Annotated in this window: 25 protein-coding genes; 19 read left to right on the forward strand and 6 right to left on the reverse strand. The window is 58.4% G+C overall.

The genetic code is table 11. The features are described 5' to 3' along the window. Nucleotides 1-282: 282 nt before the first annotated feature. From QWI75_RS12540 to QWI75_RS12590, 14 genes are all read left to right on the forward strand, one after another. The gene (locus tag QWI75_RS12540) at nucleotides 283-3735 is read left to right on the forward strand and encodes a helicase-related protein (protein WP_289268916.1); all 3453 of its coding nucleotides are present in this window, start codon (nucleotides 283-285) and stop codon (nucleotides 3733-3735) included. Next, entirely contained in the window at nucleotides 3732-4748 is a 1017-nt protein-coding gene (locus QWI75_RS12545; RefSeq protein ID WP_289268917.1) for a DUF3644 domain-containing protein, read from the forward strand. The genes QWI75_RS12540 and QWI75_RS12545 overlap by 4 nt, the downstream gene beginning before the upstream one ends. Next, entirely contained in the window at nucleotides 4745-7777 is a 3033-nt protein-coding gene (locus QWI75_RS12550; RefSeq protein ID WP_289268918.1) for a DUF1156 domain-containing protein, read from the forward strand. Before QWI75_RS12545 ends, QWI75_RS12550 begins: the two co-directional genes overlap by 4 nt. A gap of 30 nt (nucleotides 7778-7807) precedes the next feature. Next, nucleotides 7808-8056 carry a DUF433 domain-containing protein gene (locus QWI75_RS12555; RefSeq protein WP_289268919.1) on the forward strand — a complete coding sequence of 83 codons (249 nt, stop codon included), beginning with the start codon at nucleotides 7808-7810 and terminating at the stop codon, nucleotides 8054-8056. Next, the gene (locus tag QWI75_RS22850) at nucleotides 8053-8403 is read left to right on the forward strand and encodes a DUF5615 family PIN-like protein (RefSeq protein WP_370693573.1); all 351 of its coding nucleotides are present in this window, start codon (nucleotides 8053-8055) and stop codon (nucleotides 8401-8403) included. Before QWI75_RS12555 ends, QWI75_RS22850 begins: the two co-directional genes overlap by 4 nt. Nucleotides 8404-8429: 26 nt before the next feature. Beyond that, the gene (locus tag QWI75_RS12560) at nucleotides 8430-11183 is read left to right on the forward strand and encodes a DUF499 family protein (RefSeq protein ID WP_289268920.1); all 2754 of its coding nucleotides are present in this window, start codon (nucleotides 8430-8432) and stop codon (nucleotides 11181-11183) included. A gap of 325 nt (nucleotides 11184-11508) precedes the next feature. Beyond that, a protein-coding gene (locus tag QWI75_RS12565; RefSeq protein ID WP_289268921.1) for an IS3 family transposase occupies nucleotides 11509-12617 on the forward strand; the annotation gives its coding sequence in 2 pieces (ribosomal slippage) (nucleotides 11509-11785 and nucleotides 11785-12617; 1110 coding nt in all). Between the two features lie 541 nt (nucleotides 12618-13158). Further along, nucleotides 13159-13440 carry a DUF4258 domain-containing protein gene (locus tag QWI75_RS22855; protein ID WP_370693574.1) on the forward strand — a complete coding sequence of 94 codons (282 nt, stop codon included), beginning with the start codon at nucleotides 13159-13161 and terminating at the stop codon, nucleotides 13438-13440. Further along, nucleotides 13437-13637, forward strand: coding sequence for a hypothetical protein (locus QWI75_RS12570; RefSeq protein ID WP_289268922.1), 201 nt, complete (start codon nucleotides 13437-13439; stop codon nucleotides 13635-13637). The genes QWI75_RS22855 and QWI75_RS12570 overlap by 4 nt, the downstream gene beginning before the upstream one ends. Nucleotides 13638-14043: 406 nt before the next feature. Then, entirely contained in the window at nucleotides 14044-14196 is a 153-nt protein-coding gene (locus QWI75_RS22860; RefSeq protein ID WP_370693575.1) for a DUF6883 domain-containing protein, read from the forward strand. Between the two features lie 2 nt (nucleotides 14197-14198). After that, complete coding sequence (locus QWI75_RS12575; RefSeq protein WP_289268923.1) at nucleotides 14199-14429, forward strand: DUF4926 domain-containing protein; 231 nt, start codon at nucleotides 14199-14201, stop codon at nucleotides 14427-14429. Between the two features lie 199 nt (nucleotides 14430-14628). Then, entirely contained in the window at nucleotides 14629-14892 is a 264-nt protein-coding gene (locus tag QWI75_RS12580) for a DUF433 domain-containing protein (RefSeq protein WP_289268924.1), read from the forward strand. Then, nucleotides 14889-15257, forward strand: a complete 369-nt coding sequence (locus QWI75_RS12585) for a DUF5615 family PIN-like protein (protein ID WP_289268925.1) — start codon at nucleotides 14889-14891, stop codon at nucleotides 15255-15257. The genes QWI75_RS12580 and QWI75_RS12585 overlap by 4 nt, the downstream gene beginning before the upstream one ends. Before the next feature lie 303 nt (nucleotides 15258-15560). Continuing rightward, complete coding sequence (locus QWI75_RS12590) at nucleotides 15561-15797, forward strand: hypothetical protein (protein ID WP_289268926.1); 237 nt, start codon at nucleotides 15561-15563, stop codon at nucleotides 15795-15797. Nucleotides 15798-15859: 62 nt separating this feature from the next. On the opposite strand, the gene QWI75_RS12595 is transcribed toward QWI75_RS12590, so the two are convergent. Continuing rightward, a complete protein-coding gene (locus QWI75_RS12595; protein ID WP_289268927.1) occupies nucleotides 15860-16360 on the reverse strand; it encodes a hypothetical protein in 501 nt (166 codons plus the stop codon). Between the two features lie 226 nt (nucleotides 16361-16586). On the opposite strand from QWI75_RS12595, the gene QWI75_RS12600 reads away from it, so the two are divergent. After that, nucleotides 16587-16775: a DUF6496 domain-containing protein gene (locus tag QWI75_RS12600; RefSeq protein ID WP_289268928.1), complete on the forward strand. Its 189-nt coding sequence runs from the start codon at nucleotides 16587-16589 to the stop codon at nucleotides 16773-16775. Nucleotides 16776-16985: 210 nt separating this feature from the next. On the opposite strand, the gene QWI75_RS12605 is transcribed toward QWI75_RS12600, so the two are convergent. Next, the gene (locus tag QWI75_RS12605; RefSeq protein WP_289268929.1) at nucleotides 16986-17408 is read right to left on the reverse strand and encodes a hypothetical protein; all 423 of its coding nucleotides are present in this window, start codon (nucleotides 17406-17408) and stop codon (nucleotides 16986-16988) included. A gap of 337 nt (nucleotides 17409-17745) precedes the next feature. Between QWI75_RS12605 and QWI75_RS12610 the strand changes: the two genes are divergently transcribed. Further along, a complete protein-coding gene (locus QWI75_RS12610) occupies nucleotides 17746-18423 on the forward strand; it encodes a hypothetical protein (RefSeq protein ID WP_289268930.1) in 678 nt (225 codons plus the stop codon). Nucleotides 18424-18518: 95 nt separating this feature from the next. On the opposite strand, the gene QWI75_RS12615 is transcribed toward QWI75_RS12610, so the two are convergent. After that, a complete protein-coding gene (locus QWI75_RS12615; protein ID WP_289268931.1) occupies nucleotides 18519-18908 on the reverse strand; it encodes a hypothetical protein in 390 nt (129 codons plus the stop codon). Nucleotides 18909-19108: 200 nt separating this feature from the next. Between QWI75_RS12615 and QWI75_RS12620 the strand changes: the two genes are divergently transcribed. From QWI75_RS12620 to QWI75_RS12630, 3 genes are all read left to right on the forward strand, one after another. Further along, the gene (locus tag QWI75_RS12620; protein WP_289268932.1) at nucleotides 19109-19423 is read left to right on the forward strand and encodes a hypothetical protein; all 315 of its coding nucleotides are present in this window, start codon (nucleotides 19109-19111) and stop codon (nucleotides 19421-19423) included. A 193-nt stretch (nucleotides 19424-19616) separates the two neighbouring features. Beyond that, a complete protein-coding gene (locus QWI75_RS12625; protein WP_289268933.1) occupies nucleotides 19617-19859 on the forward strand; it encodes a FitA-like ribbon-helix-helix domain-containing protein in 243 nt (80 codons plus the stop codon). Further along, nucleotides 19856-20257, forward strand: a complete 402-nt coding sequence (locus QWI75_RS12630; RefSeq protein WP_289268934.1) for a type II toxin-antitoxin system VapC family toxin — start codon at nucleotides 19856-19858, stop codon at nucleotides 20255-20257. Before QWI75_RS12625 ends, QWI75_RS12630 begins: the two co-directional genes overlap by 4 nt. Here the strand turns inward: QWI75_RS12630 and QWI75_RS12635 are convergent. The 3 genes from QWI75_RS12635 to pxpB are packed head-to-tail and all read right to left on the reverse strand — an operon-like array spanning nucleotide 20247 to nucleotide 22793. Then, nucleotides 20247-21224, reverse strand: a complete 978-nt coding sequence (locus tag QWI75_RS12635) for a 5-oxoprolinase subunit C family protein (RefSeq protein WP_289268935.1) — start codon at nucleotides 21222-21224, stop codon at nucleotides 20247-20249. The two genes, QWI75_RS12630 and QWI75_RS12635, sit on opposite strands and share 11 nt — an antisense overlap. Continuing rightward, nucleotides 21221-21982: a 5-oxoprolinase subunit PxpA gene (locus tag QWI75_RS12640; protein WP_289268936.1), complete on the reverse strand. Its 762-nt coding sequence runs from the start codon at nucleotides 21980-21982 to the stop codon at nucleotides 21221-21223. Before QWI75_RS12640 ends, QWI75_RS12635 begins: the two co-directional genes overlap by 4 nt. Continuing rightward, on the reverse strand, nucleotides 21969-22793 hold the full coding sequence (gene pxpB / locus QWI75_RS12645; RefSeq protein WP_289268937.1) for a 5-oxoprolinase subunit PxpB: 825 nt from the start codon (nucleotides 22791-22793) through the stop codon (nucleotides 21969-21971). The genes QWI75_RS12640 and pxpB overlap by 14 nt, the downstream gene beginning before the upstream one ends. Nucleotides 22794-22880: the final 87 nt, after the last annotated feature.

Below are 22880 nucleotides of genomic sequence, written 5' to 3' on the forward strand. Positions count from 1 at the left end.
TCGTCCTCATTCGGGCTCTATTAGCCAGCACTCAGCACTTCTTGGCGTGACCCCGGGTGTCACAGCCACCAGGTATCCTGCATGCCCATGAACTGGCAGGAATCAAGGCGACAGCATTCCACATTCCGCATTCCACATTTCGCATTCCACATTTCGCATTCCTTATTCGCCCAGTGCCGATCGGCGGCATGAGAAATACGTCCATTTGTCTATAGTCCGGCGGATGATTTCTGAGAAGGAAAAAGGTATTCTTCGGCGCTGAAGTCTTGCGGGAGGGAGCCTGTGACCGCCATTGCCCCGATCAAGGAAGGTCAGATTCTTACTGGCTCTTTGTTCAGCGAACCAATGCGGGTCGAGACCCTTCGACCGGGCGGTGCGGATTCGTGGATTGTTGGCCTCGTCGGGACGCAGAGCGAACGGTTCAGAAATGTCACCCTCACACCCTCCGACATTAAAGCACTTCGGATTCAAGATCCCATATACACCTATACCGGTGACGGCAATCTCCTCCGCTTAGGTCTCCAGGCCTACGTCCTTGGCATCGCATACGAATTTGATCCCTACTTTGGTCTTTCAATTTCTCGCGTCGATCCGCTCCCTCATCAGCTCGAAGCGGTTTACGATCACCTCCTTAAGTTGGCACGCGTCCGATTTCTCCTCGCCGATGATGCCGGCGCAGGGAAAACGATCATGGCCGGCCTGCTCATCCGCGAGCTCAAGCTGCGTGGCCTGGCTGAACGCATCCTCATCGTCTGCCCAGCCAATCTCACCTTCCAATGGCAGCGTGAGCTGAAGGAAAAGTTCGACGAGAAGTTCCTGGTCCTTAAGGGAGATGATATTCGTGACCAGTTTGGTGTGAATCAGTGGATGGAACAAAAAACGGTCCTTACATCGCTTGATTTAGCCAAACGAACCAACATCTTGCCGGGACTCCGGCAGGTTCGCTGGGACCTCGTCATTGTCGATGAAGCGCATCGCATGTCGGCCTCGGATGCGGAGCACAAAAGCCAACGATACCGCCTCGGTGAGTTCTTGCGCGACTCCAGCGACCATATCTTGCTGCTCACCGCGACACCGCACAAAGGTATCCCGGAAAACTTCAGCCTGTTCCTGCAGCTCTTGGATGAGGACGCCTATGCCGATGTCCGGTCGATTCGAGAGGCCATGAGCCGCCGTCATGCACCGTTCTATCTGCGTCGCACCAAAGAGGCCATGGTCTATTTCCCGGAGCGGCAACCCGACGGCCAATGGATTGCGCGAAAAATCTTCACCAAGCGTATTCCACATACGGTGGACTTCAAAATCGACGGGCCGGAGGACCGTCTCTATCGTGACGTGACGGCGTACGTGAAAGCTCAATCGCACAAAGCGGCAGCGCAAGGGGACGATCCGCGAGCCCGTGCCGTGGGCTTCCTGATGGCGCTCTATCAGCGTCGGCTTGCTTCCAGCACCTATGCGCTCCGCCATTCCCTCCAGAATCGTGCGCGGCGTTTGGAAGAGGGACTGAATCCCGCGCAGGAACTGGCCCGGCTGGCGCCGCCGCAACTGCCTGACCCGGACGAATTGGAGGAGATGGAAGAATCCCAGCGGGAACGGCTGGAAGAAATTCTGGAGGCCATTACGCTGGCGCAGAATCCCGAACAGGTCCGCGAGAAAATCGAGGATCTCAAGGTGCTCGCGATTCAAGCTCAGCAAGTTGAAGAGGCCGGCGTGGAGGCGAAGCTGTCCCGTCTCAAAGATGTGCTGCAGGAGCAAGGCTTCTTCGATCACCCAGAACAGCGCCTCCTCCTCTTCACCGAATTCAAAGACACACTGGACTATCTCGTGAAGTGCCTCAAGAGCTGGGGGTTCCGCGTCGGGTTCATCCACGGTGGCATGAAGCCCGGCTCACGGGATGAACCGGGCAGCCGGTTGTATGCGGAACAGCAGTTCAAAGATGGGGCCATCCAAGTGCTCCTCGCCACGGAGGCCGCAGGTGAGGGGATCAATCTGCAATGTTGCCACATCCTCTTTAATTACGACATTCCGTGGAATCCCAATCGGCTCGAACAGCGCATGGGCCGCATCCATCGCTACGGCCAGGTCAAGGACTGCCTCATCTTCAATTTCGTGGCGACAAATACGGTCGAGGGCCGAGTCTTGCAGAAACTGTTGGAGAAGCTTCAAGAGATCAGAGACGCCCTGGATGACGATGCGGTGTTCAACGTGGTGGGCGAAATTCTTCCGGCAGCGAGGCTCGAAAGCGTGCTGCGCGATTACTACGCCGGGCGCATGGGAGACGCGGATCTAGAGGAGCGGTTGCTGCGTGACGTGAAGGAAAAGCGCTTCCGCGAGATCTGTCAGCACGCGTTGGAGGGATTGGCCTCCAAGAAGCTGAACCTCGAAATGTTGCTCGAACGGCGGGCGAGGGCTCAGGAGCGGCGAGTCGTGCCGGAAACTATCGCGCGCTTCATCCGTGAAGTGGCGCCGCTCGTCCCATTGACGCTGAAGCCGGTCCCTGCGTTACCCCACACCTTCGAACCTGGCAGCACACCGCAAGCGCTTCGGCGATTCGAAACAGAGCCGGATTGGAAGTGCCAATCTCTGGCGAACCGGTATCCCCGGCTTTCAACTGACCGCGAGACGGCCGAGTCGCACAATCTGGAATGGGTCACGCCGGGCCATCCGCTGTTTGAGGCACTGAGGCGCCATGCACTGGCCCAGGCTCAGGACAGTCTCGCTGTGGGAGCATGCTTCTACTCGCTGGAACAATCCGCGCCGGCGAGAATCGATTTCTATCGAGCTCGCATTGTGGACGGATTGGGCTATGTGGTCCATGAACGCCTGTTTGCCGTGCAGGTCGCGGAGGATGGAACCTGTCGCCTGCATGAGCCCAGTGTTCTGGGTAATTTACAGGCAGCACCTCTTCCAAAGACGCTTCCATCCGTCGCCACGTCACATGACGCCCAGAATTGGCTGCAGCAAGAAGCGCTCACACCATTTCTGGAAGAAGTCCGAAAGGAGCGCCTGGATGAGGTGGACCGAATCAGGGCGCACGTCGAACTATCGCTGCAGGAGTTATTGGAAAAGGAAGATCGGCTTATCGGGCGATTTGCCGAAGAAGCGGAAAGGGGAGTGGAAGGGGCCGCGGGCAGTCTCAAGCTCGCGGAAGACCGGCATGCCGTAATGCTCGCCCGGCGAGAAAAGCGGCGGCAAGAACTGGAGCGCCAACGATCGCTGACCCTCCAATCTGTCGAGCGAATGACGAGCATTCTCGTCTTCCCCCATCCGGAACGGAACAAGCCGGAAGTGAAGAATCTTCGACCTGATCCGGAAACGGAAGCCATCGCCATGCGCGTGGTCATCGAGCATGAGCAGGCGCAAGGCCGCACGGTCACCGACGTTCATGAAAAGGATTTGGGGTACGACATCACGAGTTTGGACACGCAATCCGGCGAGCTGCGCCTGATTGAGATCAAAGGCATCGGTGGTGACGCTGGAACGGTTTGCCTCACGCCGAACGAGAAGCGGGTGGCTGAGGATCGTCGCGACTGTTACTGGCTCTATGTGGTCACGCACTGTAAGACGCAGCCGCGGTTTCAAGACCCGATTAAAGATCCGGCACGGCTTGATTGGCACGAGGTCAAGAAAGTCGATCACTACTATTTGTCCGTGGATGCAATGACTCAACCGATGAAAGTCCGTGAAGATTCACCGCCATACAGCGGGCAGAACGAGTACAGGAGTAAGTCATGAACTACCGTGGTTCGCATAGAAGACTCCTGGACAATGCAAAGGCTGCGATCGTTGCCGCGATTGAAATTTACAACAAGCCTTCTTTCCGCTATCGCGATGAGTGTGTAGTTATTTTGCTGTTGAATGCGTGGGAATTAATCTTAAAAGCTATGCTTTCGAAAAGTGGCGCATCGATCTTTTACAAGAAAAAGCGGGGCCAACCCTACCGTACTCTGTCATGGCAAGACGCATTGACAAGTGCTGCAAAGATATTTCCCAGAGGCATCAATGTTCTGCCCGTTCAAAGAAATTTGGAGTTGCTAGGAACCTACCGAGACAATGCGGTGCACTTTTACAATGCAGATGGATTCGGTGCTGTAATGTACTCGTTGACTCAGACCTGCATAAAAAATTTTCGTGATGTCCTTGAAGCAGCCTTTCATCAACAACTAGAAAAAGACATAAATTGGCAACTCCTCCCGCTAGGCATTACCCCACCTATAGATATCATTTCATATATCTCCGGGAAAGGGAGTGCCTCCCAAAAGAAAACGTCCGCAGTTCACCAATTTCTTGCTGGGCTCGCCGAAGCAGCGGAAGAAATTAAAAAGGCCGGGGAGGATAGCGGAAGGCTCATGACGATTTTCAGCGTGAAGCTGGAATCGGTCAAGAAAATCGGCGATGCCGATGTGACAGTCGGTGTGGGGAAAGCAGACGCAACGACTGGACCGCTGGCCATTGTGAAAACTCAGGATCCAAATGTGAGTCATCCCCTTCGCCAAAAGGACATTATCGACCATATCGGTAATCTTCATGGAAGGGAATTCACTGGTCATGTTTTCCAAGCCATAGCTTGGAAGCATGATCTCAAATCGAAGCCGCAGTACTGTTGGAAGGCCAGCGAAGGTGTACTCACTAAATACTCGAATGATGTTATTCCCTATATCAATCGTTTGACTGCATCGGAAGTAGATTCAGCGGTTTCGAGTTACCGACAGTTTCTCAAGGCCCAACAACCAAAGAAGAAAAAGTGATCCCCAAAGAATGTAAACGTCTCGCTGAGGTCGATTTCCCGATTGCCGTGGTGTCGAAGCATGCGGCGCGGGAGAAGTCCATTCGGCATGGACATCCGTCCACCTTGCACTTGTGGTGGGCGAGACGGCCACTCGCGGCCTGTCGGGCGATGCTGCTGGCCCTACTCCTTCCCGATCCTTGTGATGAGCATTGCCCACACGAGTTTAACCAAGAAGCGCGACAACTTCTGAAACAGCTTGTGCGAGGCGTTGGGCCGAAAGACATCGATCTGCGGCAAGCCCTGCTCAAGTTCATCGGCGATTTCGCCAACTGGGACCTCTCAGCCGATCGCACCTACCTAGAAGTGTCGCGTGGGCTCGTAAAGGCAGCGCACGGGGAAGAGGCACCGCTGGTCGTGGACCCGTTCGCCGGTGGCGGCTCGATTCCGTTGGAGGCGTTGCGACTGGGATGCGAAGCTTTCGCGAGTGATCTGAATCCAGTGGCCTGCCTCATCTTAAAGGTCTTGCTCGAAGACATCCCGAGACATGGTCTGGAACTGGCCGACGAGTTGCGGCGCGTATGCGGCGAGATCAAGGCGGCGGCTGAAAAGGAACTTGCTGAGTTTTATCCGCCCGATCCGGACGGGGCGAGGCCTATCGCCTATCTTTGGGCCAGAACGGTTCGATGCGAATCCTCCGGCTGCGGAGCCGAGATTCCCTTGGTTCGTTCGTTCTGGCTTTCACAGAAGCCAAAGAAGAAGCGAGCGTTATGCTGTAAAGTGCTTCGGTCAAAAGGTAAGTCCCCGCGAGTAGAGTTCGAGGTCTTCACGCCCACGAAGGATTCGGACGTTTCTCATGGAACTGTCACTCTTGCCAAGGCGATCTGTCCAGCATGCCGGATGGTGCTTCAGCCGGACAGGGTGAGAGCACAACTCCGAGAACAGCGGGGTGGGGCCGATGTCATTTTTGACAAGAATGGCCACCGTATCGGAGGTGCATTTCTTCTCGCAGTTATGACGATGAATCCTTTGGAACAAGGTCGGCGTTTCCGGGTTGCAACAGACCGTGACTACCAAGCAGTTTCAAAATCGTCAACAGCGCTCCAAAAACTTGCCAAGAATTTTGCTGGGGCTGAACCGATTCCAAATGAGCCTACGCCTCAAGATGGGACAGGAAGTCTAGGGGGTGGTTATCGCACACGGAAATATGGCGTGTACAACTTCGGTGATTTTTTTACGTGCCGCCAGAAGCTGGCCCTCCTAGCTCTGATGCACAAGCAAAAGCCTGGGCTGTTGGTAAATGAGCTTCTTGCACTTTCAATATCGAAGCAGGCCGAGCGGCTTTCCTCTCTCGTTTCATGGATAGCAAGTACTGAAGCACCACGGGGCACCTTCGCTAGACAGGCCTTACCGATCGTATGGGATTTTTTGGAGTTGGTCCCTGTTGTTGAAGACGAGGAATATCCTGAGTTGCTTCACGCTATCGCCGCCGTTGTTGGGTGGTGGAGCCGAGCTCATCCTAGTCCGGGACAAGTCCAACTGGCTGATGCCACAAACTTACCGCTGCCGGATCATGCAGCAAACATTTTCTTTACAGACCCTCCGTACTACGACGCAGTTCCATACGCTGACCTTTCGGATTTCTTTTTCGTCTGGCTGAAGCGTGCACTGCCTAAGCATCCGCTCATGCGAGATCCGTTCGATGCATCCAACCAGCTTACGCCAAAAACACGGGAGGCTGTCCGAGACGAACAAGAGCATTTAGACAATCGAGCGAAAAAGCCTGTCGAATGGTACGAGCATGCAATGCATAAAGCCTTTGTTGAAGGGCATCGAATCCTTCGGGAAGATGGTATTGGTTCAGTAGTATTTGCTCATAAAACAACCGAAGGATGGGAGGCACTACTCTCAGGCATGATAAAGGGCGGATGGACGATAACTGGCTCATGGCCTATAGCTACAGAGCGACCAGGTCGTCTCCGCTCCCGTGAATCGGCTGCGCTCGCTACCAGTGTCCATTTGGTTTGTCGGCGACGAGGTGAGGACGCCTCCGTCGGGGACTGGGGAGAGGTGTATCGAGAATTACCTAACCGCGTTGGGGAGTGGGTTGAACGGTTGCAATCCGAGGGTGTGCGTGGTGCAGATCTGGTCTTCGCCTGCATCGGTCCGGCGATGGAAATCTATAGCCGGTATTCCAAGGTGGAGGATGCTGAAGGACGAGAAATACCATTGGGTGGTAATCCAGAAGCCAGCGAGCCTTACTTGCGGGGCTTCCTCGCCTATGTGTGGGAAACCGTCGGTCGGTTGGCGCTGCAGCAAGTGCTCGGGACGGCAGAGGCGAAAGCCCGCAATGGTGCGGCAGGGGCGCTCGAAGAAGATGCTCGACTCACGGCTCTCTTTCTCTGGACTCTGCAGAGCACAAACGGAGAGGTTGAGGTTAAGGCTGAGGTTGAGGATGAAGAAGACACGCAAGACGAGGATGAGCAAGACGAAACGAGCGGGAAGAAGAAAGCCAAAGGCTACACGCTGATCTTTGATGTCGTTCGCCGCTTCGCCCAGCCGCTGGGCATCCACCTCGATCAATGGGAAGGCCGCATCATCGAAACAGAGAAGGGGATCGTCCGGCTCTTGCCCGTGAGCGAGCGGGCCGAGCAGCTCTTTGGCGAAGACGACGCTTCCGCGGTTGCCACACGCATCGAGCAGGAGGCCCGCCGCAATCCGCAGATGACCTTGGACTTCATGCTACCAGAGCCGGAGGCGCCAGCGATTAGAGGCCGCGGGCCAGGCAAGAAGGGTAAGGTGAAAGCGATCAAAGACGTGAGTGATGAGGCGCTCACTACCAGAAGAGAAGCTACGACTCTCGACCGCGTCCATGCTGCGATGCTGTTACAGTCCAGCGGCCGGGCCAATGCCTTGCGGGCACTGCTCAAAGCCGAGCAGGAGCGAGGGCCGGATTTCCTACGCCTTGCCAACGCGCTCTCTGCGCTCTACCCAAAAGATAGCGAAGAAAAACGATTGCTCGACGCGATGCTCTTAGCTGTTCCGCGGTGAATCGAGCGTTACTCAAAGGAGAGTATACCTATGAGCGAACAAAATCTTCTTCGACGCATAACCGCCAACTCTGAGATCTTTAGTGGCAAGCCGATCATCCGTGGCATGCGGATCTCGGTCGAACTCATTCTGAGCCTGCTGGCCCAGGGAGAAACCGTGGAGGCGATTCTCGCGGACTATCCGGACTTGGAGCCGGAAGACATTCGCGCCTGCCTGGCCTATGCGCATGCCGTTATCGCGCATGATTCACTTGACGCTGTTCAAGTCGGTGGAAAGTGAGGTTTCTCATTGATCGGTGTGCGGGGCATCGCTTGGCTGAATGGCTACGGCAGCAAGGACACGACGTCGTTGAGTCGCGCGAACGAGGGCCCGATCCCGGGGATCGCACGCTCTTGCACTGGGCCGCGTCGGAACAACGAATCCTCATCACAATGGACAAAGACTTCGGAGAAGTCATCTTTAGGGAAGAGGCTTCTCACAGTGGACTCGTGCGGTTGCCGGACGTTCCAGCCACGGCGCGTATCGCGTTGATGGAAAAAGTCCTCGATCGGCACAGTCGGGATCTTGCAGAATCCTCGATCATTACGATTAGAGGCGGACGGATTCGAGTCTCACGGTCCCCATAGTGATCGGAAAAGCTTGAGAGGAGCCTATGGAACCTTGGTACAGAGTCGCGACGCCCCGTCCTGAAGTGCGGGAGGGCCGGTCGTTCAATCCTGACGAGTTCGCCATCGCCCTTGAACAAGTCCTGGCCGGCACTGCTCCCAAGGATTACAAAGACCCCATCCAGTTCTTCAATCGCACCTGCTTCACTCGCGCCTTGCGAGAACACGCGGGCATGGTTCTGCGCCGTCTGTCGGGAAAGACCGAGAACTCGGCGCCAGTCCTTACGTTGGTTACCCAGTTTGGTGGCGGAAAGACCCACACCCTGACAGCGCTGTATCACCTCGTGGAACATGCCAAGACACTAGCTGGTCATAACGGTGTGAACGAACTGGTTAAGAGCGCTGGTCTTTCCGAAATCCCTAAAGCCAAAGTGGCGGTCTTTGTCGGGAATGCCTGGGATCCACGTGAAGGACGCGAGACGCCTTGGATTGATCTCGCTCGCCAACTGGCCGGCGATGCTGGTGTGGCTGCACTTGGACCTGCTTCCAAGACGACGCCTCCTGGGACAGAGACCATCGGCCGTGTGATCGAAGCCGCTGGAGGCAGCGCCCTCATTCTTTGTGACGAGGTGTTGAACTTCCTGAACCGCCATCGTGGGATGGCGGAGGGATTTCATGCCTTCATCCAAAACCTGACGGTTGCCATGACCGGCACCACCCGCGGCGCGGCGATGATCAGCTTACCCCGCAGCCAGGTGGAGATGACGGATTGGGATAAAGATTGGCAGGACAAGATTACAAAAGTTGTCAAACGAGTGGCGAAAGATTTGATCGCGAACGATGAAACCGAGATTAGTGAGGTTGTCCGGCGCCGGCTCTTTGAAGATCTTGGACCCGAGAAAGTCCGAAAGGCCGTGGCAAAGACGTATGCCGACTGGTGTTTTGAACGCCGTGCGCAATTGCCTCCTGAGTGGACGGCAGTCGATACCGCGACCACTGATGCCAAATCACGAGACTTCCTGCGCAGTAGGTTTGAAGCCTGCTATCCATTCCATCCGGCGACGCTCTCTGTGTTCCAAAGAAAATGGCAGGCGCTCCCTCAGTATCAACAGACACGGGGCACTCTTGCGATGTTGGCCCAGTGGATCTCCTGGGCCTACCGCGATGCCTACCAGCGGGCCAGACGGGAACCTCTTATCACTCTAGGCTCTGCGCCTCTAGAAGTCCCCGAGTTCCGAGCGGTGATTTTGGGCCAGTTGGGTGAGTCTCGCCTGCTGAGTGCTATTCAAACCGATCTGACAGACGAGCATAGCCATGCTCGGGCACTTGATGTGGATACGAAAGGACCGCTTCGTGATATACACCGGCGAGTTGGCACCACGATCCTGTTCGAATCATCCGGAGGGCAAGGAGACAAAACGGCCCATTTGCCGGAGCTTCGCTTTGCTCTTGGCGAACCTGAAATTGAGACCACGTCAATTGATAACGCCGCAGTGGCGTTCGAATCGAGAGGCTATTTCATCAGGAAGGTCGGCCATGACGGATTCCGCTTTGGCTTCAAGCCGACTCTCAAGAAGGTCGTCAGCGATAAGCGAGCTTCGCTGGACGATGATGAGGTGCGGAAGGCTGGCTTGATGGTGGTCCGAAAAGAATTCGAGCGTGGTGCGTCCTTACCGTTTGTCACGTTTCCAGAAGATGGGACCGCTATCCAAGATACGCCACGCCTCACTCTGGTGATTCTCGACCCTGAATCTGAATGGCGTGGCAATGGTCCACTTCGGAACACCATTGCCGAATGGACGAAGCAGCGCGGTAAATCACCTCGCCTCTATCATGGCTCTTTGATTTGGTGTGTACGGAAGCCAGGCCGTGACCTCAAAGACAAGATTGAGACGTGGCTGGCCTGGAAAAGCGTAGATAAGGGTCTCGCAGATGGCACCCTCACAGGGGAGTTTGACCGTGCCGATCGCTCGGAAGTAGGCACCAAGGTTCGTGAGGCAGAAGACATCGCCAGGGATGAAGTGTGGGCAAGTTATCGCTATGTCGTGCTCGCAGATAACAAGGAGCCGGACGGGCTCAAAGTTATTGACCTTGGGGCGGGGCATGCGAGTAGCTCCGAAACGCTCTGTGGGAGGGTGCTGACGGCTTTGAAGTCTCAAGCTCTCCTGAATGAATCACCAGGAGCCAGTTACCTTGAGAGAAAATGGCCCCAGGCCTTCAAGGAATCTGGTGCGTGGCCTCTCGTCAGTCTTCGCCAGGCGTTCTTGAACGGTTCAATGGAACGGGTGATCGATCCTGATAGCTATCTGAAAGCGAAGATCCCTGAATTTGTGGCACGTGGAGATTTTGGCCTTGCTTCAGGGCAACAGTCGGGCGGTGGCTATACGAGATTGTGGTTTGAAGAGCTGATGCCGGCGGATGAGATCGCCTTCGATGCGGATGTCTATTTGGTTCTGAAGGCAAAGGCCAAGGCTCTGAAGACAAAGCCCGAATCCCCACAGACCGGTGATCAGCCTCCGATTGCCGAACCAGAGCCGATCACTCCAACGCCTGCGATACCGAGCCCAACGGTCACAGGAGCTAAGAAAACAGTGCACATTACGGGTGCAATACCTCCAGAGATCTGGAACCGACTGGGCACGAGACTCCTGCCCAAGTTGCGGAGTGGATCAGATTTACGACTCGGCTTGGACTTTAGCGTAGACCTTGATGCCCAGCAAGTCGCCATTTTCCTAACAGAGCTGAGACAAGTCCTACAAGACCTCAATCTTGTGCAAGCAATCAAAATTGATGTCGATTAAGTATTACTGAAGGAACAGAGGAGGTACCGGGAGTCTTTTTCATGACAGCAGGAGTCTTTTTCTGACAAGCGCTGCCATTGCCGCATATCTGGCTGAACTCGATCAACGAGCCTCTTCTGCTGAGCCTCTTCCCACCGCTGCATGGCGACTTGATTCCTGCATGATCGCCGCCGCTTCCAAATGTCTTCTTGCCGATGTATCCTGCGCAGCCGTCCCGGCGGGATGGATCACAGCATGGCAGTCTGAAGTTACCCCCGTTTTTTGGACAGGTCGTGAAGCCAAGAAATTATGGTAGAACGACCGTCGCAAAAACCGGGAGACACCTATGGCCCCAAAACGGAAGACCCATTCGGAGGAGTTCAACGCGCGGGTGGCAGTGGAGGCGATCAAGGGGGTGCGGACCCTGAGTGAATTGAGTGCCGTCCATGGTGTGCACCCGACGGTGATTGCCCATTGGAAGCGACAGTTGCTAGACGGGGCGCCGGAGGTGTTCCGGCGAGGTCTGGCGGGCACGGGGCGTAGCGAGGAGGTGGTGACGGCCCCGCTGTACCAGGAGATCGGCCGCCTGAAGATGGAGCTGGAGTGGCTGCGAAAAAAGCTCTGAGCGTGCCGCGGGAGACCCGCCGCGGATGGATCCACGCCGACCCGGGTGCCGTGTCGATCGTGCAGCAGTGTGTGGTGGCGGGCCTGGCGCGCTCGACCTACTACTACGAGCCAGTGCCCGAACGGGCCGAGAATCTGACGTTGATGCGGCTGATCGATGAACTGTACTTGCAACGGCCGTTTTACGGAGTGCCCCGGATGACCGATTGGCTGCAGCGATTGGGCCACGTGGTCAACCACAAGCGGGTGGCGCGGCTGATGCGGGTGATGGGGTTGCAAGCGGTGCTGCCGGGCCCGCACACGAGCCGCCGGCAGCCCGCGCATCCGACGTATCCCTATCTGCTGCGGGAGCTGGCGGTGGAGCGGCCGAACCACGTGTGGTGTGCGGACATCACGTATGTGCCGATGCGGCGCGGGTTCCTGTACCTGGTCGCGGTGCTGGACTGGTACAGCCGCTACGTGCTGGCGTGGGCGCTCTCCAACACGCTGGACGCGCTGTTCTGCCTGGAAGCGTTGGAGAACGCGTTGGGGAGCGGGCAGCCGGAGATCTTCAACACGGATCAAGGGGCGCAGTTTACAAGCGACGAGTTCACGGGGCGGCTGGAGGGCGCGGGCGTCCGCATCAGCATGGACGGGCGCGGCCGGGCCTTGGACAATATCTTTGTGGAACGGCTGTGGCGGAGCGTGAAGTACGAGGAGATCTACCTGCGGGACGACGCCGACGGAGCCGAGGCCTGGGCCGGGTTGCAGCGGTATTTTCTGTTCTACAACACCGAACGACGGCACCAGAGCTTGGGCCGACGGACCCCGGCCGAGGTGCATTTTGGCTGAGTCGAGGGGGCTACTCCGGTATGGACCGACAGGCGATCGCCCCGTATAACCGATCCTGGAGCGAAGTGTTGAAATGCCCCTGCACCCAAACCACGCATTGACGGTTTGTGGCCCGCGCCTCTGGGGAAACAGGAGTCAGAAGAACTCTAAAAGAAAGGAGGGAAGGAGGGAAAGATCCATTAGCTTAATTCAGATGAAAACCTGTCCAAACAATGGGGGGAAGCTCAGTCCTCCGCGATGGCATGACGAACTATGGCGAACGGTTGACGTATCGGCAGAACCATGGGAAGTCAATATTCCCAGCGATCATACGTAGGTCGATCCGATGAACATACCCAATAGTGAGCATGCCATCGTCGAACATGAAAAGGTGAGCGTGGAAAGAAAGGGTACCGGGAGTCTTTTCCATGAGTCCATCTGCCATCGCCCCAATAGTCTGTAACTCCTGTAACCTCCTCCGCGACGATGGGATGAGCTACGGCAACTACGTCGAGCAGTTGACGCCCCTCAGCTTGCACACTGTAGAAGAGAGTCCTCATAGATGAATATCAGGTTCTATGTTGATCCTGAAACGGACTTGCCACACATTTATGGTCACCAGGTTGACGAACAGGAGGTCGAAGATGTATTGAGACGACCGGGGGAGGATCGGCCTGGGCGAGAGGGATCTCGCGTGGCGATTGGACAGACCAGGGCAGGCCGGTATCTCCGAGTTATTTACGTCCCCGATCCAGAACCCGATTCGGTGTTTGTCATTACGGCCTATCAGTTGAGCGGCAAACCCTTACTGGCATACCGACGCCGCCGAAGGAAAAAAGCATGAAACAAAGCAAATTCCCCCCTGGTTGGGATGAAGCGCGAGTCCGTCGGGTCCTTGCGCACTATGAAGAGCAGACAGAGGAAGAGGCTGTGGCGGAAGACGAAGCCACAGCGGAGGACAGGACTCAAACGGTCATGGAAATTCCTAACGAACTCGTCCCGGCGGTCAGAGAGCTTATTGCAAAAAGGCGCTCAGGCTAAATGCGAAAACCCTATAAACGCAAGCAGCGCTCCTGTGCGCTCTGCAAGCCGCACAAAGTTGGTTGGGCTAAACGATGGAAAGCAAAAGAAGCCGCGCGGCGTCTCAGCATGTTCGACGATTGTCGAATTACTACGCGCGGTGTGCGGTGATTGCCTCTGAGACCACTACCTGGATGCTCTTCCTGCGTTTCCTTGCTATTCCGCTGCCATCCTATTTCCTCAATTAGGCCCAGGTCCTATGAGCCCATCAGCCATCGTCCAAAAGCTTTGGAACTACTGTAACGTCCTCCGCGACGACCTGTCTGCGTGGGACCTGCCCGCGCTGCAGCAGGCGGACGGACAGGCAGGCGGGATGAGCTATGGCTAAGGCTTCCGTGATCTGAAATGGATCTCCCCAACAAGGACCGTGTCCAAGTCGAAGGGGCATAAGTATATTGTGGATGGCGTTGTACGGACACCCAATGGTCAAACCGCTCTCGTCCGGACCGTGTGGATTGTTGACACAGGTTGTGACACGCCGCGCTCAGTGACGGCGTATCCGAGAGAACAGGAGCCATAACGATGATCAGAGAACACGATAGAGTTGTCCTGGTCATAGACGCTTCGTCTGAAGGCCTCGTGGCGGGTGATGTCGGGACGGTGGTTCACATCTATCGTGACGGTGAGGCTTACGAGGTCGAGTTCACCACCCTGGAAGGCAAGACCGCCGCGGTGATCACGGTGGAGGCCGCCCAGGTTCGTCCTGTGGGCAGACGGGAGATCACTCACGCTGGTGAGCTGGCTTCGCGGTAACCAAGAGCCCCACGCCTCATCAGGATGGGTATACCGCAGGACGTGATCGTCGTGACCCCAGAGGAATTCGAGGCGTACCGCGATGCGCCCGGGACCGTGATTCGAACAGCCCGTCAAGAAGGAAAGGTCCTCTATGCCCATTCTCGAGATCTGGTCGGTCTGTTTTAATCTCAAGCCATATGCGCTATGATTTGCAGCTATGACGACCCCGAATCACGAAGACGTTCTCCTCAAGCGCATCACGGTCAACCCGCGTATCTTTGGAGGAAAGCCGATCATTCGAGGTCGCCGGCTCGCCGTGGAGCATGTCCTTGCCATGCTCGCCGCAGGTGACTCGCACGAGACGATCCTCCAAGGCTATCCGTGGATGGAACCAGAGGACATCCAGGCCTGCCTCGCCTATGCGCATCGACTCGTCGGTCACGAACGGATTGAGCCACTGCCGCTTGAATCCGCCTCGTGAAACTTCTGCTCGATACCTGTGTCTGGGGTGGTGCCGTTTATCCGCTGAAAGCCGCGGGGCACGATGTTGTCTGGGCGGGAGACTGGCCTACTGATCCCGGCGATGACGAGATTTTGGCCCTGGCACATTGGGAGGGTCGAATCCTCATTACCCTCGACAAGGACTTTGGCGAACTGGCCGTCGTGCGCGGGCAGGCTCATGCCGGGATTATCCGGCTGGTAATCTTGTCCGCTGCACAGCAGGCGCCTACTTGTCTACTAGCCCTGAATCGCTACGCCACAGAACTCCAATCTGATGCGATCGTGACCGTTGAGCCAGGACGAGTCCGTATTCGTCCTGCGGCTTCAAATCCTGAGTCGTCATGACCTGCTTCGGAGCATGCCGCCAATCCTCTTGTCCATCGCTTGCGATGAGAGCGCGACGTGATTGAGAAGAAAGACCATGTTCCGGGAGTCTTTTCCAGACCGTTAGCCCCGGTTCTCTCCCTCCCTCGTGACAACCCAAGCCTGCTGGTCACTGCCGGTTCATGCCTTCGTCCGAACGGGAGCCGGTCTTGCTATCCAATCCGCCTGCTTGACGGCCCGGCTTTCTTGCGCGTACCGTATTGACCAGCCGTCGGTCTGTTGACCCATCTTTTTTCCCATGCTTGGACGAAAGGGGGTACGACGATGCTGCCCTCCCACCTCTCCTTCATCGAATCGCTCCACGGCGAGATGCGGCAAGCCTTCTACGATCAACACAAGGCGATGGCCCACGTGATGCACCTGGGCCTGTTCCTGCTGCCGCTCGCGGGGCTGTTGGTCCGAGGCCTGGTCGGCGCGGTCTTAGGCCTGACGCTCTTCATCCTGTGCTATTACCTGCTGCCCTATGTCTGGGACGTGACGCACGGAAATCGTCACGTCTGAGGCGCGTCACGCGACTGTCGGTCAGGGCCGGCGAGTCTTAAGTTGATCCAGTAAAAACAGGTTTAGCGCGGCTGGCACCGTTGCCCGCCCAGTCCGTCCGGCAGGCAGCGGATCGTTCCGTGGTAGTCCGGTCCGACCGGCGCCGGGATCGTATAGGCTGGAACAGGGTAGTCGGGGAGGCTTGGACGGGTCGGCGGGCTCGGGGTCCACAGTCGTATCGGAGGAACCTGCGTCTGTGCCGAGCCACCCGGCTGCATCGGAATCGATGAGGGCACGAGAGGGATGGCATCCGATTGAACATCTGATGGGACAGGCTGGGACTCGATTGTCGAAGACAGCGCGTTGGAGACCGGAGGCGGGGCCGGGGTTGCCGCCGGCGCACGAGGCTGTTCCACCTGCAGCGCCCGTATCGCCTCAAGGTTTCTTTTTCCGTTCTCTTCAGCAGTCAGTGCTCGCATGTCAACCACCTCATCGAACAGGCCGGGCGGACAGGCGGACAGAGCCAGAGAGACGCCGATCATCGGGGCGCCAACCCATCCGATGGAATGCCGCCACTGTCGCATGTCCTGGCCCCTGATGACCGACCGACGAAAAGTCTAACGAGGGCAGCGTCGGGCGGTCAAACTGCCTTGCCCTGCGAGGACAGGCCGCGCGTGACGGCATCCCAGAGTCACCAGCCAGGGGTCTCACGAGTCAGCCGCCGTCGATCCCGCTCCTATGCTGGAGGAAGCAGGGGCTGCGTCGTCCCGCGAAGCGAAACGGAGAAGCAAAACAGAATGGAGGCATGCGATGGCGAGATACAGTGAGGGCTCGCGCAAATCCGTGAAACGGGCCATGCACAAACGGAAACAAGGCACGCTGCGAAGCGGAAAAAGCAAAAAGAAGGTGACGCGCCGGAAGCAGGCCATTGCCATCGGCCTGTCCGAGGCGAGACGGAAAGGTCACAAGGTGCCAAGGAAAAAGCCAAGGAAAAAATAGCCTGGCTCACGCCGCTCGGCCAGCGAAGAGAGGCCGACCGGCGAGGCCCTGGCGGAGTGACGCATGCCTGTCATGATGGTCCAACCGGCCGCCCGCAGGCGGGTTGGCGGCGTCAGCCGTCTCACTCGCATTTCGCGAGGACAGCAACGATCAGCGCGATGGATAGAGTAGGTGCCGCCGAAGAGCCTCTCCGCCCGCTCCCGTCCCGCGTCAGACTCCGGTGCGAGGATGGCTGTCGGCGAGCGACACGCTCGTCAGGGTTCGATCGTTCGTCCTGCCTGCCGGCGCCTCGGTCTTTCGTTTGATCCCCAACGCCGTCATGCCCCAACAACCGGCCACGAAGACGACGTGGAACAGGACGTCGCTCCAGGGACCAAAGAGGTAGGCTGCTTCTCCGCCTTGCGCGTAGGCGAGAAAGAGCGTGAGGGCGCCGACCGTCAGCCAGCGAGTTCCCGCCATCACCGCCGACCGCTCCAGCTTCTCGCGGCCCTCCAGGGTCGAGTCTGCGTGGAAGGATCGCCGGCCGCTGAGCCAGATCCGTCCGAAATGCGGCCAGTTCCGATGCTGGAGAAATACCAGCCCCCCGAAGACAATCAAACTTCCCAATAGGGTCAAATCGAACGTGCTGATCATGCGGCGCTCCCTTGCAGCGAGACACCACCAGACGAGCCGGACTCAGAACTGAGTACTCAGAAGCTGAGGAATCGCTCGGCGGGGATGGACGGCAGGCGTTACGACATACGGCTCACGAATCCAGATGACTGCCATGGTGTGAACGGGGCTACCGTACAACAAGCGGCCGGCCCGAAACAAGTACCCCAGGCTCCCCATCTGATACACCGCCGATCGAGGGTCCAGTTCTGTCCAACCGCTCAGGCCGACGTGGGGGATTCTCCTAGTTATGCCCCCTAGGGTTTGGTGTTTTCATAAGCTGTAAGGATTGTTGGATCATCACCGGAGCCCCCTTACGATGCACAAGACTGGCGGCCATCACTCTACGTTGCGCTCGCTCGCCCTACTCCTACTGGTCGCCGGCTGTGCGACGACCTACGAGCCGCATCTGGTCCTTCCCTCCGCTTCTCTCAACCGTTCGATCGATGCGGCCGTGGAGCTGCATCCCCTGGTCGCTTCGGACGAGATCCTTTCAGGGCAGCATCGCTATGGCGTGCTCGCGGATGATTTTACGAATCCACCTCCTTCGAAGCTGACCCAGACCCTGACGGCGGAGATCCTGGCGGAGCTGTCGGCTCACAAGGTCTTCCGTACCGTGAGCGCCTACGAACCGGAACCAGATCTCTTGCTGACCGGCCGCATCGATCAGTTTTACGAACATGACCGGCGCAAGCCCTGGACCTATGTCCCACACTATTCGGATCAGCTCGCGGCCCTCTTCCGGCTGAACACCTACAAGCGGACGGGGGAGGTCCGATTGACGCTGATCTTGCTGAAACCCACCGGCGCCCGCGTCGGGTCCTATACCGGCCAGGCGCAGTTCCAGGAAGACTACACGCCCCATAGTGAACTGAGACCCGGCGATCGGCTCAATCGCGCCTTCGGCCAAGCCCTCGCGCAGATCCGCGACGAGATGCTGTCGGACCCTGATCTTCCCAAGATGCGCCGAGTGGACGATCACACTGCCCGCCGCTAAGGCGGGCGGCGACGGCCTGCCTCAGAAGGCTATGAGCCCTGAAACCGGCCGGCGTAGCCTGTCGAAGCACACATATCGAGTTTTTCCCCAGCCTGTTAGACGCTCGGCGGATCTTCGCGATCTTCCCCGGTCAGCACCGTCGCCTCCCTCGCTTCCAGTGCTTGGACTTCCGTCAGGATGCCGAGGAGCACCTGGCGGCGCTGTTGCAGGGCGGTTTTGGGCAGATCCTTGGCCATCGGCTCTTGAGCGGATGCCGGCAAGTTCACGATGGCCTCCGCCTCGGCGACCGTTGCGTACTTATAGGCTTCGACATAGCGATGGCCTTGGCCATAAAGCCGGACGAGCAGGTCTTCCGTTTCGGCATCGAATGCCTGAAAATTCGGATGGACCGGCGCCCGATGGTCCAACCCTTCGAGCTTGTCGAGTTGTGCCTTGAGCTGATCGCTCCTTGTCAGCGGTGAGAACGAGGCGTTGGTGTTGGGCATGACAGCTCCTCCGTGGTGAAGGCCCGAGCTTCGCCCACGTCGATCGGTTCTGTTACTCGGAGAAACCCTGGTGGGGCCGTCGCATTCGCAATGCTCTTCAGGCAGCCCGCTCCAGGGGTTCCACCCAGTATGGTTCCAACACCTGTGCCAGTAGGCTTTGTCACCGGACCCTCTTCTCCATTCCTCTTTATGGTGATGCCATGCCGGAAGAGAAGCCTGATCAGCGACAGCATGATACTTCGGACAGCAGCCGGGCTGATGCATCGGGCGATACCAAGGACATGAAGATTGCCGGTTGTCCCGTCCATGTGACCTATCATGCTCATCCCGATGGGACCTGGATTGTTCAGGGCTCTGTCCAATGCGGGGCCGAAGACCAGCGCACCAGCCAGATCGTGACGGTCGGGCCTTATCCCGATCGGGACACCGGCGAGAAGGACCTGTTCGACCGTATCGCCACCCTGCTCGGCCGCAATGAAGACCGTAATACCTCGCGGATCAAGAACTGGGCATGAAGGGAATGGGCGGGCTTATTGTTGACATCTCGCAATGGGCCCTCTGTTGGGAAACCTCCGATCTCGCCTGGTAAACTTGTCCATTCTCCAGCCTCTTTTCCCCTCAGACCGTCTTGTTCCTTGACCCTTCGACAATCGGACAGTAGAATGGTTCCGTTTTGGAACCATTCTGATGTCTTAAATTAGGTGCTTTATGGCCACCGTCACGATCAAAAACATTCCCGAGCCGATCTATCGCGCCCTCAAGCTCCAGGCGGCCCGCCATCATCGAAGTCTCAATCAGGAGGTCATTGCCCTATTGGAATCCGGCAGCCGGAGCATGCCGAAGGATCCCGACGCCTTCTTGGCGCACGCCAGACAAATGCGCATCACTCCGCGAAACGGCCGGTTGACCGATGCCAAGCTAAATCGCCTGAAGCGGCAGGGACGATTGTGATTGTCGTCGACACGAATCTGTTGGTGTACCTATTCGTGCGAGGGAGCCGGACGGACGAGGCCGAATCGGTGTTCCAGAATGACGCCGTCTGGGCAGCTCCATGGCTCTGGAGATCCGAGTTTCGGAACAGCCTCGCCGGCCTTGCCCGTCGCGGCGAGGTCACGTTCCATGAGGCCCTCCACCTGACTCAGGAAGCCGAGCGCTGGATGGAAGGTCGAGAATACATCGTTCGCTCCGCCCATGTGCTTCAACTGGCCGAGCGATCGGGATGCTCCGCTTATGATTGCGAGTTTGTCGCCGTTGCAGAAGATCTGGCGGTTTCGCTTGTGACCGCCGATCGGCAAGTGCTGCGAGCGTTTCCTTCGATCGCCGTTTCACCCGACAAGTTCATGGTCTAACCTCTGCGGCTGGAGGCATCGTCTCGTTGAGGTCCTTCCATTGCGCCTTCAGGATGGCCTGGGCCTCGGGGAGGGTCGTCGGCGTGAACGAGACGGTGTCGCCCGGCAGCAATTGCCCGGCCAGGTGCAGATCCGCCGAGATCACGACCGCGATGATCGGATAGCCGCCGATCGTCTGGCGGTCGGCCATCAGGAGAATCGGCTGACCATCGGGCGGGACCTGGAGCGCCCCCAACGCCGTCCCGTCGGAAATCCGCGCTTCCGCCCGTGCCTGCGTCAGCCTTGGTCCTTCCAAGCGATACCCCATGCGATTCGATCGGCTGGAGAGCCGGTAGGGGTTGGCGGCCAGCACGTCAAACGCCTGTGGCGCAAAGGACGAGAGCTGTGGCCCGGGCAGGATTCGAAGCGTGGCGGCGGCCGAGTAACTCGGACGCAGTCGCTCCGGCAGGGAGCGACCGATCATCGCCTGCTGATGCGGTCCGGCTGTTCCACCGATGAGACAGTCACCTGCGGCCAACGCACGGCCCTTCAGCCCGCCGGTTCCGCTGGAGACATGGGTGGACCGGCTCCCCAGCACAACCGGGACATCAACCCCTCCGGCGACGGCAAGGTAGCCGCGTGCGCCGGATCGTCTGGTTCCGAACACGAGTCTGCTGCCGGCCTTCACCGGCACGCTGGTCCAGAGCGGCAGGGCGACACCGTTGATCGCGGGACTGAGATCGGCGCCGGCGACTGCCACGACCGAGGCCGTCTCAAACAACAGTTCCGGTCCCTTGAGCGTGATTTCAAGCGCGGCCTCCTGATCGCGATTGCCGGCGAGCCGATTCGCAATGACATGGGACCGTCGGTCCATCGGGCCGCTGACTGGCATGCCGTATTGCTGGTACCCGTACCGTCCCCCATCTTGCACCGTGGTGAACCATCCGGGCTTGACCACCGTGATCCGAGCCGGTTTGTCCGCCATCATCTCGCCCGCACCGCCGCGACCAGAATCCCCGCAACGTCGAGCTCCTGCCGGACCATCCGCGCCAGCGCGACCGCCTGCGGCGTATCGCTGTGGAGGCAGAGGCTGTCGGCCTGAATCGGCACCGGTGATCCCTCGACGCTCGTGACCACGCCCGTGATCAGTTGGCGCAGTTGCCGTCGCACGGCTTCTTCGGTCTCCAGCACAGCCCCTCTTTCTGAACGTGGGACCAGACTGCCGTCGGCGCGATAAGTCCGATCGGTAAAGGCCTCGTTGACGACCGCCAGGCCCGCGGCCTGCGCCGCCTTGACCAGTTCCGACCCGGCCAGGGCGTAGAGCAGGAGCGTGCGATCGACAATTTGCACCGCCCGCACAATCGCACGGGCAAGCTCCGGGTCTTTGGCCGCCCGGTTGTACAGTGCGCCGTGCGGTTTCACGTGGGCGAAGGTCAGCCCGTCACGATCGAGGACCTCGGCCAGCATGCCGAGTTGCCGGATCACCAAGGTCTCGATGTCATCAGGGGCCACGATCCGTTCCGCTCGCCCGAACTGCTCCGGATCGGGCAACCCAGGATGGGCGCCGATTGCGACTCCCTGCTGAACTGCGAGTCGCGCCGTCCGGCGCATGAGGACCGGCGTGCCCGCGTGACCACCGCAAGCGATATTCACCGAGGTGATGAACGGCATGAGCGCGGCGTCGATGGCGAGCCCTTCCGGCGTCTCGCGCTCTCCCATGTCGCTGTTCAGATCAATCCGCGTCATGCTGATGCTTGCGATGGAGGCGATCGAACTCCTCGGGCTTGATCGGGTCGAACCGGACCAGATCACCGGGGCTCAAGAGAAACGGCTTGGCATCGGCCGGACGATAAACCGTGACAGGCGTGCGCCCGATCAGCCGCCAGCCTCCCGGCGTCGCGCTCGGATAGATGCCGGTTTGGCTGCCGGCAATCCCGACCGACCCGGCCGGGACCGACGCGCGCGGTGTAGCCAGGCGAGGCATGGCCAATGGTTCCGGCACGATTCCGAGATAGGGAAAGCCGGGGCTAAAGCCCAGCATATACACCCGATACTCGACGGATGTGTGCAAGCTGATGACCTCGGCCACGGAGAGGTTGGCAAAATCGGCCAGCTCTTCCAAATCCGGACCCCAACTGCCCCCGTACAGCACCGGAATCCTATGTCTTGTGCAGGAAGTAGTACGGCTGGTAGGGGCGGTGCGAGCGAACCGGAGGAGTCGATCCGACAAGGTCGCCAGGTCCAGGCGGAGCGGATCCACATGGATCGTCATGGAGCGATAGGTGGGGACGATGTCACCTATGCCGGGCCAGCCCTGTGCGCGCAGGGCGTCGGCGAAGGCGATAACCCGTTCGTTCAAGGCCGGATCGATCTCGTTGCCGAATTCCACCGTGAGCGCCGCATCGCCGAGGGGCAACAGTCGAAAGGACTGAGCCGTTGGCGATTCCTCTCCGGCGGATGTCTGCCGATTGGACATAGGGACCTGGGATTGACCGTGAACGGGATCGATACCGTACCCGGTTTGCCCTCCGTCGTAAAGCCGCTCGTCTTCGAGCACAGGACAGTGGCGGGCGCCGTGCCGGTCGTCCTGTCGCTCCTTGACTCCTTTGGTCCGACAGCCTAGCCTCGGCCTCGAACGGCTGTA

The organism is Nitrospira tepida, assembly GCF_947241125.1.
Classification (GTDB): domain Bacteria; phylum Nitrospirota; class Nitrospiria; order Nitrospirales; family Nitrospiraceae; genus Nitrospira_G; species Nitrospira_G tepida.

Bases quoted from the DNA above. Each gene is read 5' to 3' on its own strand.
- QWI75_RS12635 (WP_289268935.1), bottom strand. From the start codon at position 21,224: ATGATGGCGGACAAACCGGCTCGGATCACGGTGGTCAAGCCCGGATGG.
- QWI75_RS12595 (WP_289268927.1), bottom strand. From the start codon at position 16,360: ATGCGACAGTGGCGGCATTCCATCGGATGGGTTGGCGCCCCGATGATC.
- QWI75_RS22855 (WP_370693574.1), top strand. From the start codon at position 13,159: ATGAATATCAGGTTCTATGTTGATCCTGAAACGGACTTGCCACACATT.
- QWI75_RS12560 (WP_289268920.1), top strand. From the start codon at position 8,430: ATGGAACCTTGGTACAGAGTCGCGACGCCCCGTCCTGAAGTGCGGGAG.
- QWI75_RS12620 (WP_289268932.1), top strand. From the start codon at position 19,109: ATGCCGGAAGAGAAGCCTGATCAGCGACAGCATGATACTTCGGACAGC.
- QWI75_RS12625 (WP_289268933.1), top strand. From the start codon at position 19,617: ATGGCCACCGTCACGATCAAAAACATTCCCGAGCCGATCTATCGCGCC.
- QWI75_RS12580 (WP_289268924.1), top strand. From the start codon at position 14,629: ATGACGACCCCGAATCACGAAGACGTTCTCCTCAAGCGCATCACGGTC.
- QWI75_RS12570 (WP_289268922.1), top strand. From the start codon at position 13,437: ATGAAACAAAGCAAATTCCCCCCTGGTTGGGATGAAGCGCGAGTCCGT.
- QWI75_RS12640 (WP_289268936.1), bottom strand. From the start codon at position 21,982: ATGACGCGGATTGATCTGAACAGCGACATGGGAGAGCGCGAGACGCCG.
- QWI75_RS12555 (WP_289268919.1), top strand. From the start codon at position 7,808: ATGAGCGAACAAAATCTTCTTCGACGCATAACCGCCAACTCTGAGATC.
- QWI75_RS12575 (WP_289268923.1), top strand. From the start codon at position 14,199: ATGATCAGAGAACACGATAGAGTTGTCCTGGTCATAGACGCTTCGTCT.
- QWI75_RS12600 (WP_289268928.1), top strand. From the start codon at position 16,587: ATGGCGAGATACAGTGAGGGCTCGCGCAAATCCGTGAAACGGGCCATG.
- QWI75_RS12610 (WP_289268930.1), top strand. From the start codon at position 17,746: ATGCACAAGACTGGCGGCCATCACTCTACGTTGCGCTCGCTCGCCCTA.
- QWI75_RS12605 (WP_289268929.1), bottom strand. From the start codon at position 17,408: ATGATCAGCACGTTCGATTTGACCCTATTGGGAAGTTTGATTGTCTTC.
- QWI75_RS12590 (WP_289268926.1), top strand. From the start codon at position 15,561: ATGCTGCCCTCCCACCTCTCCTTCATCGAATCGCTCCACGGCGAGATG.
- QWI75_RS12615 (WP_289268931.1), bottom strand. From the start codon at position 18,908: ATGCCCAACACCAACGCCTCGTTCTCACCGCTGACAAGGAGCGATCAG.
- QWI75_RS12545 (WP_289268917.1), top strand. From the start codon at position 3,732: ATGAACTACCGTGGTTCGCATAGAAGACTCCTGGACAATGCAAAGGCT.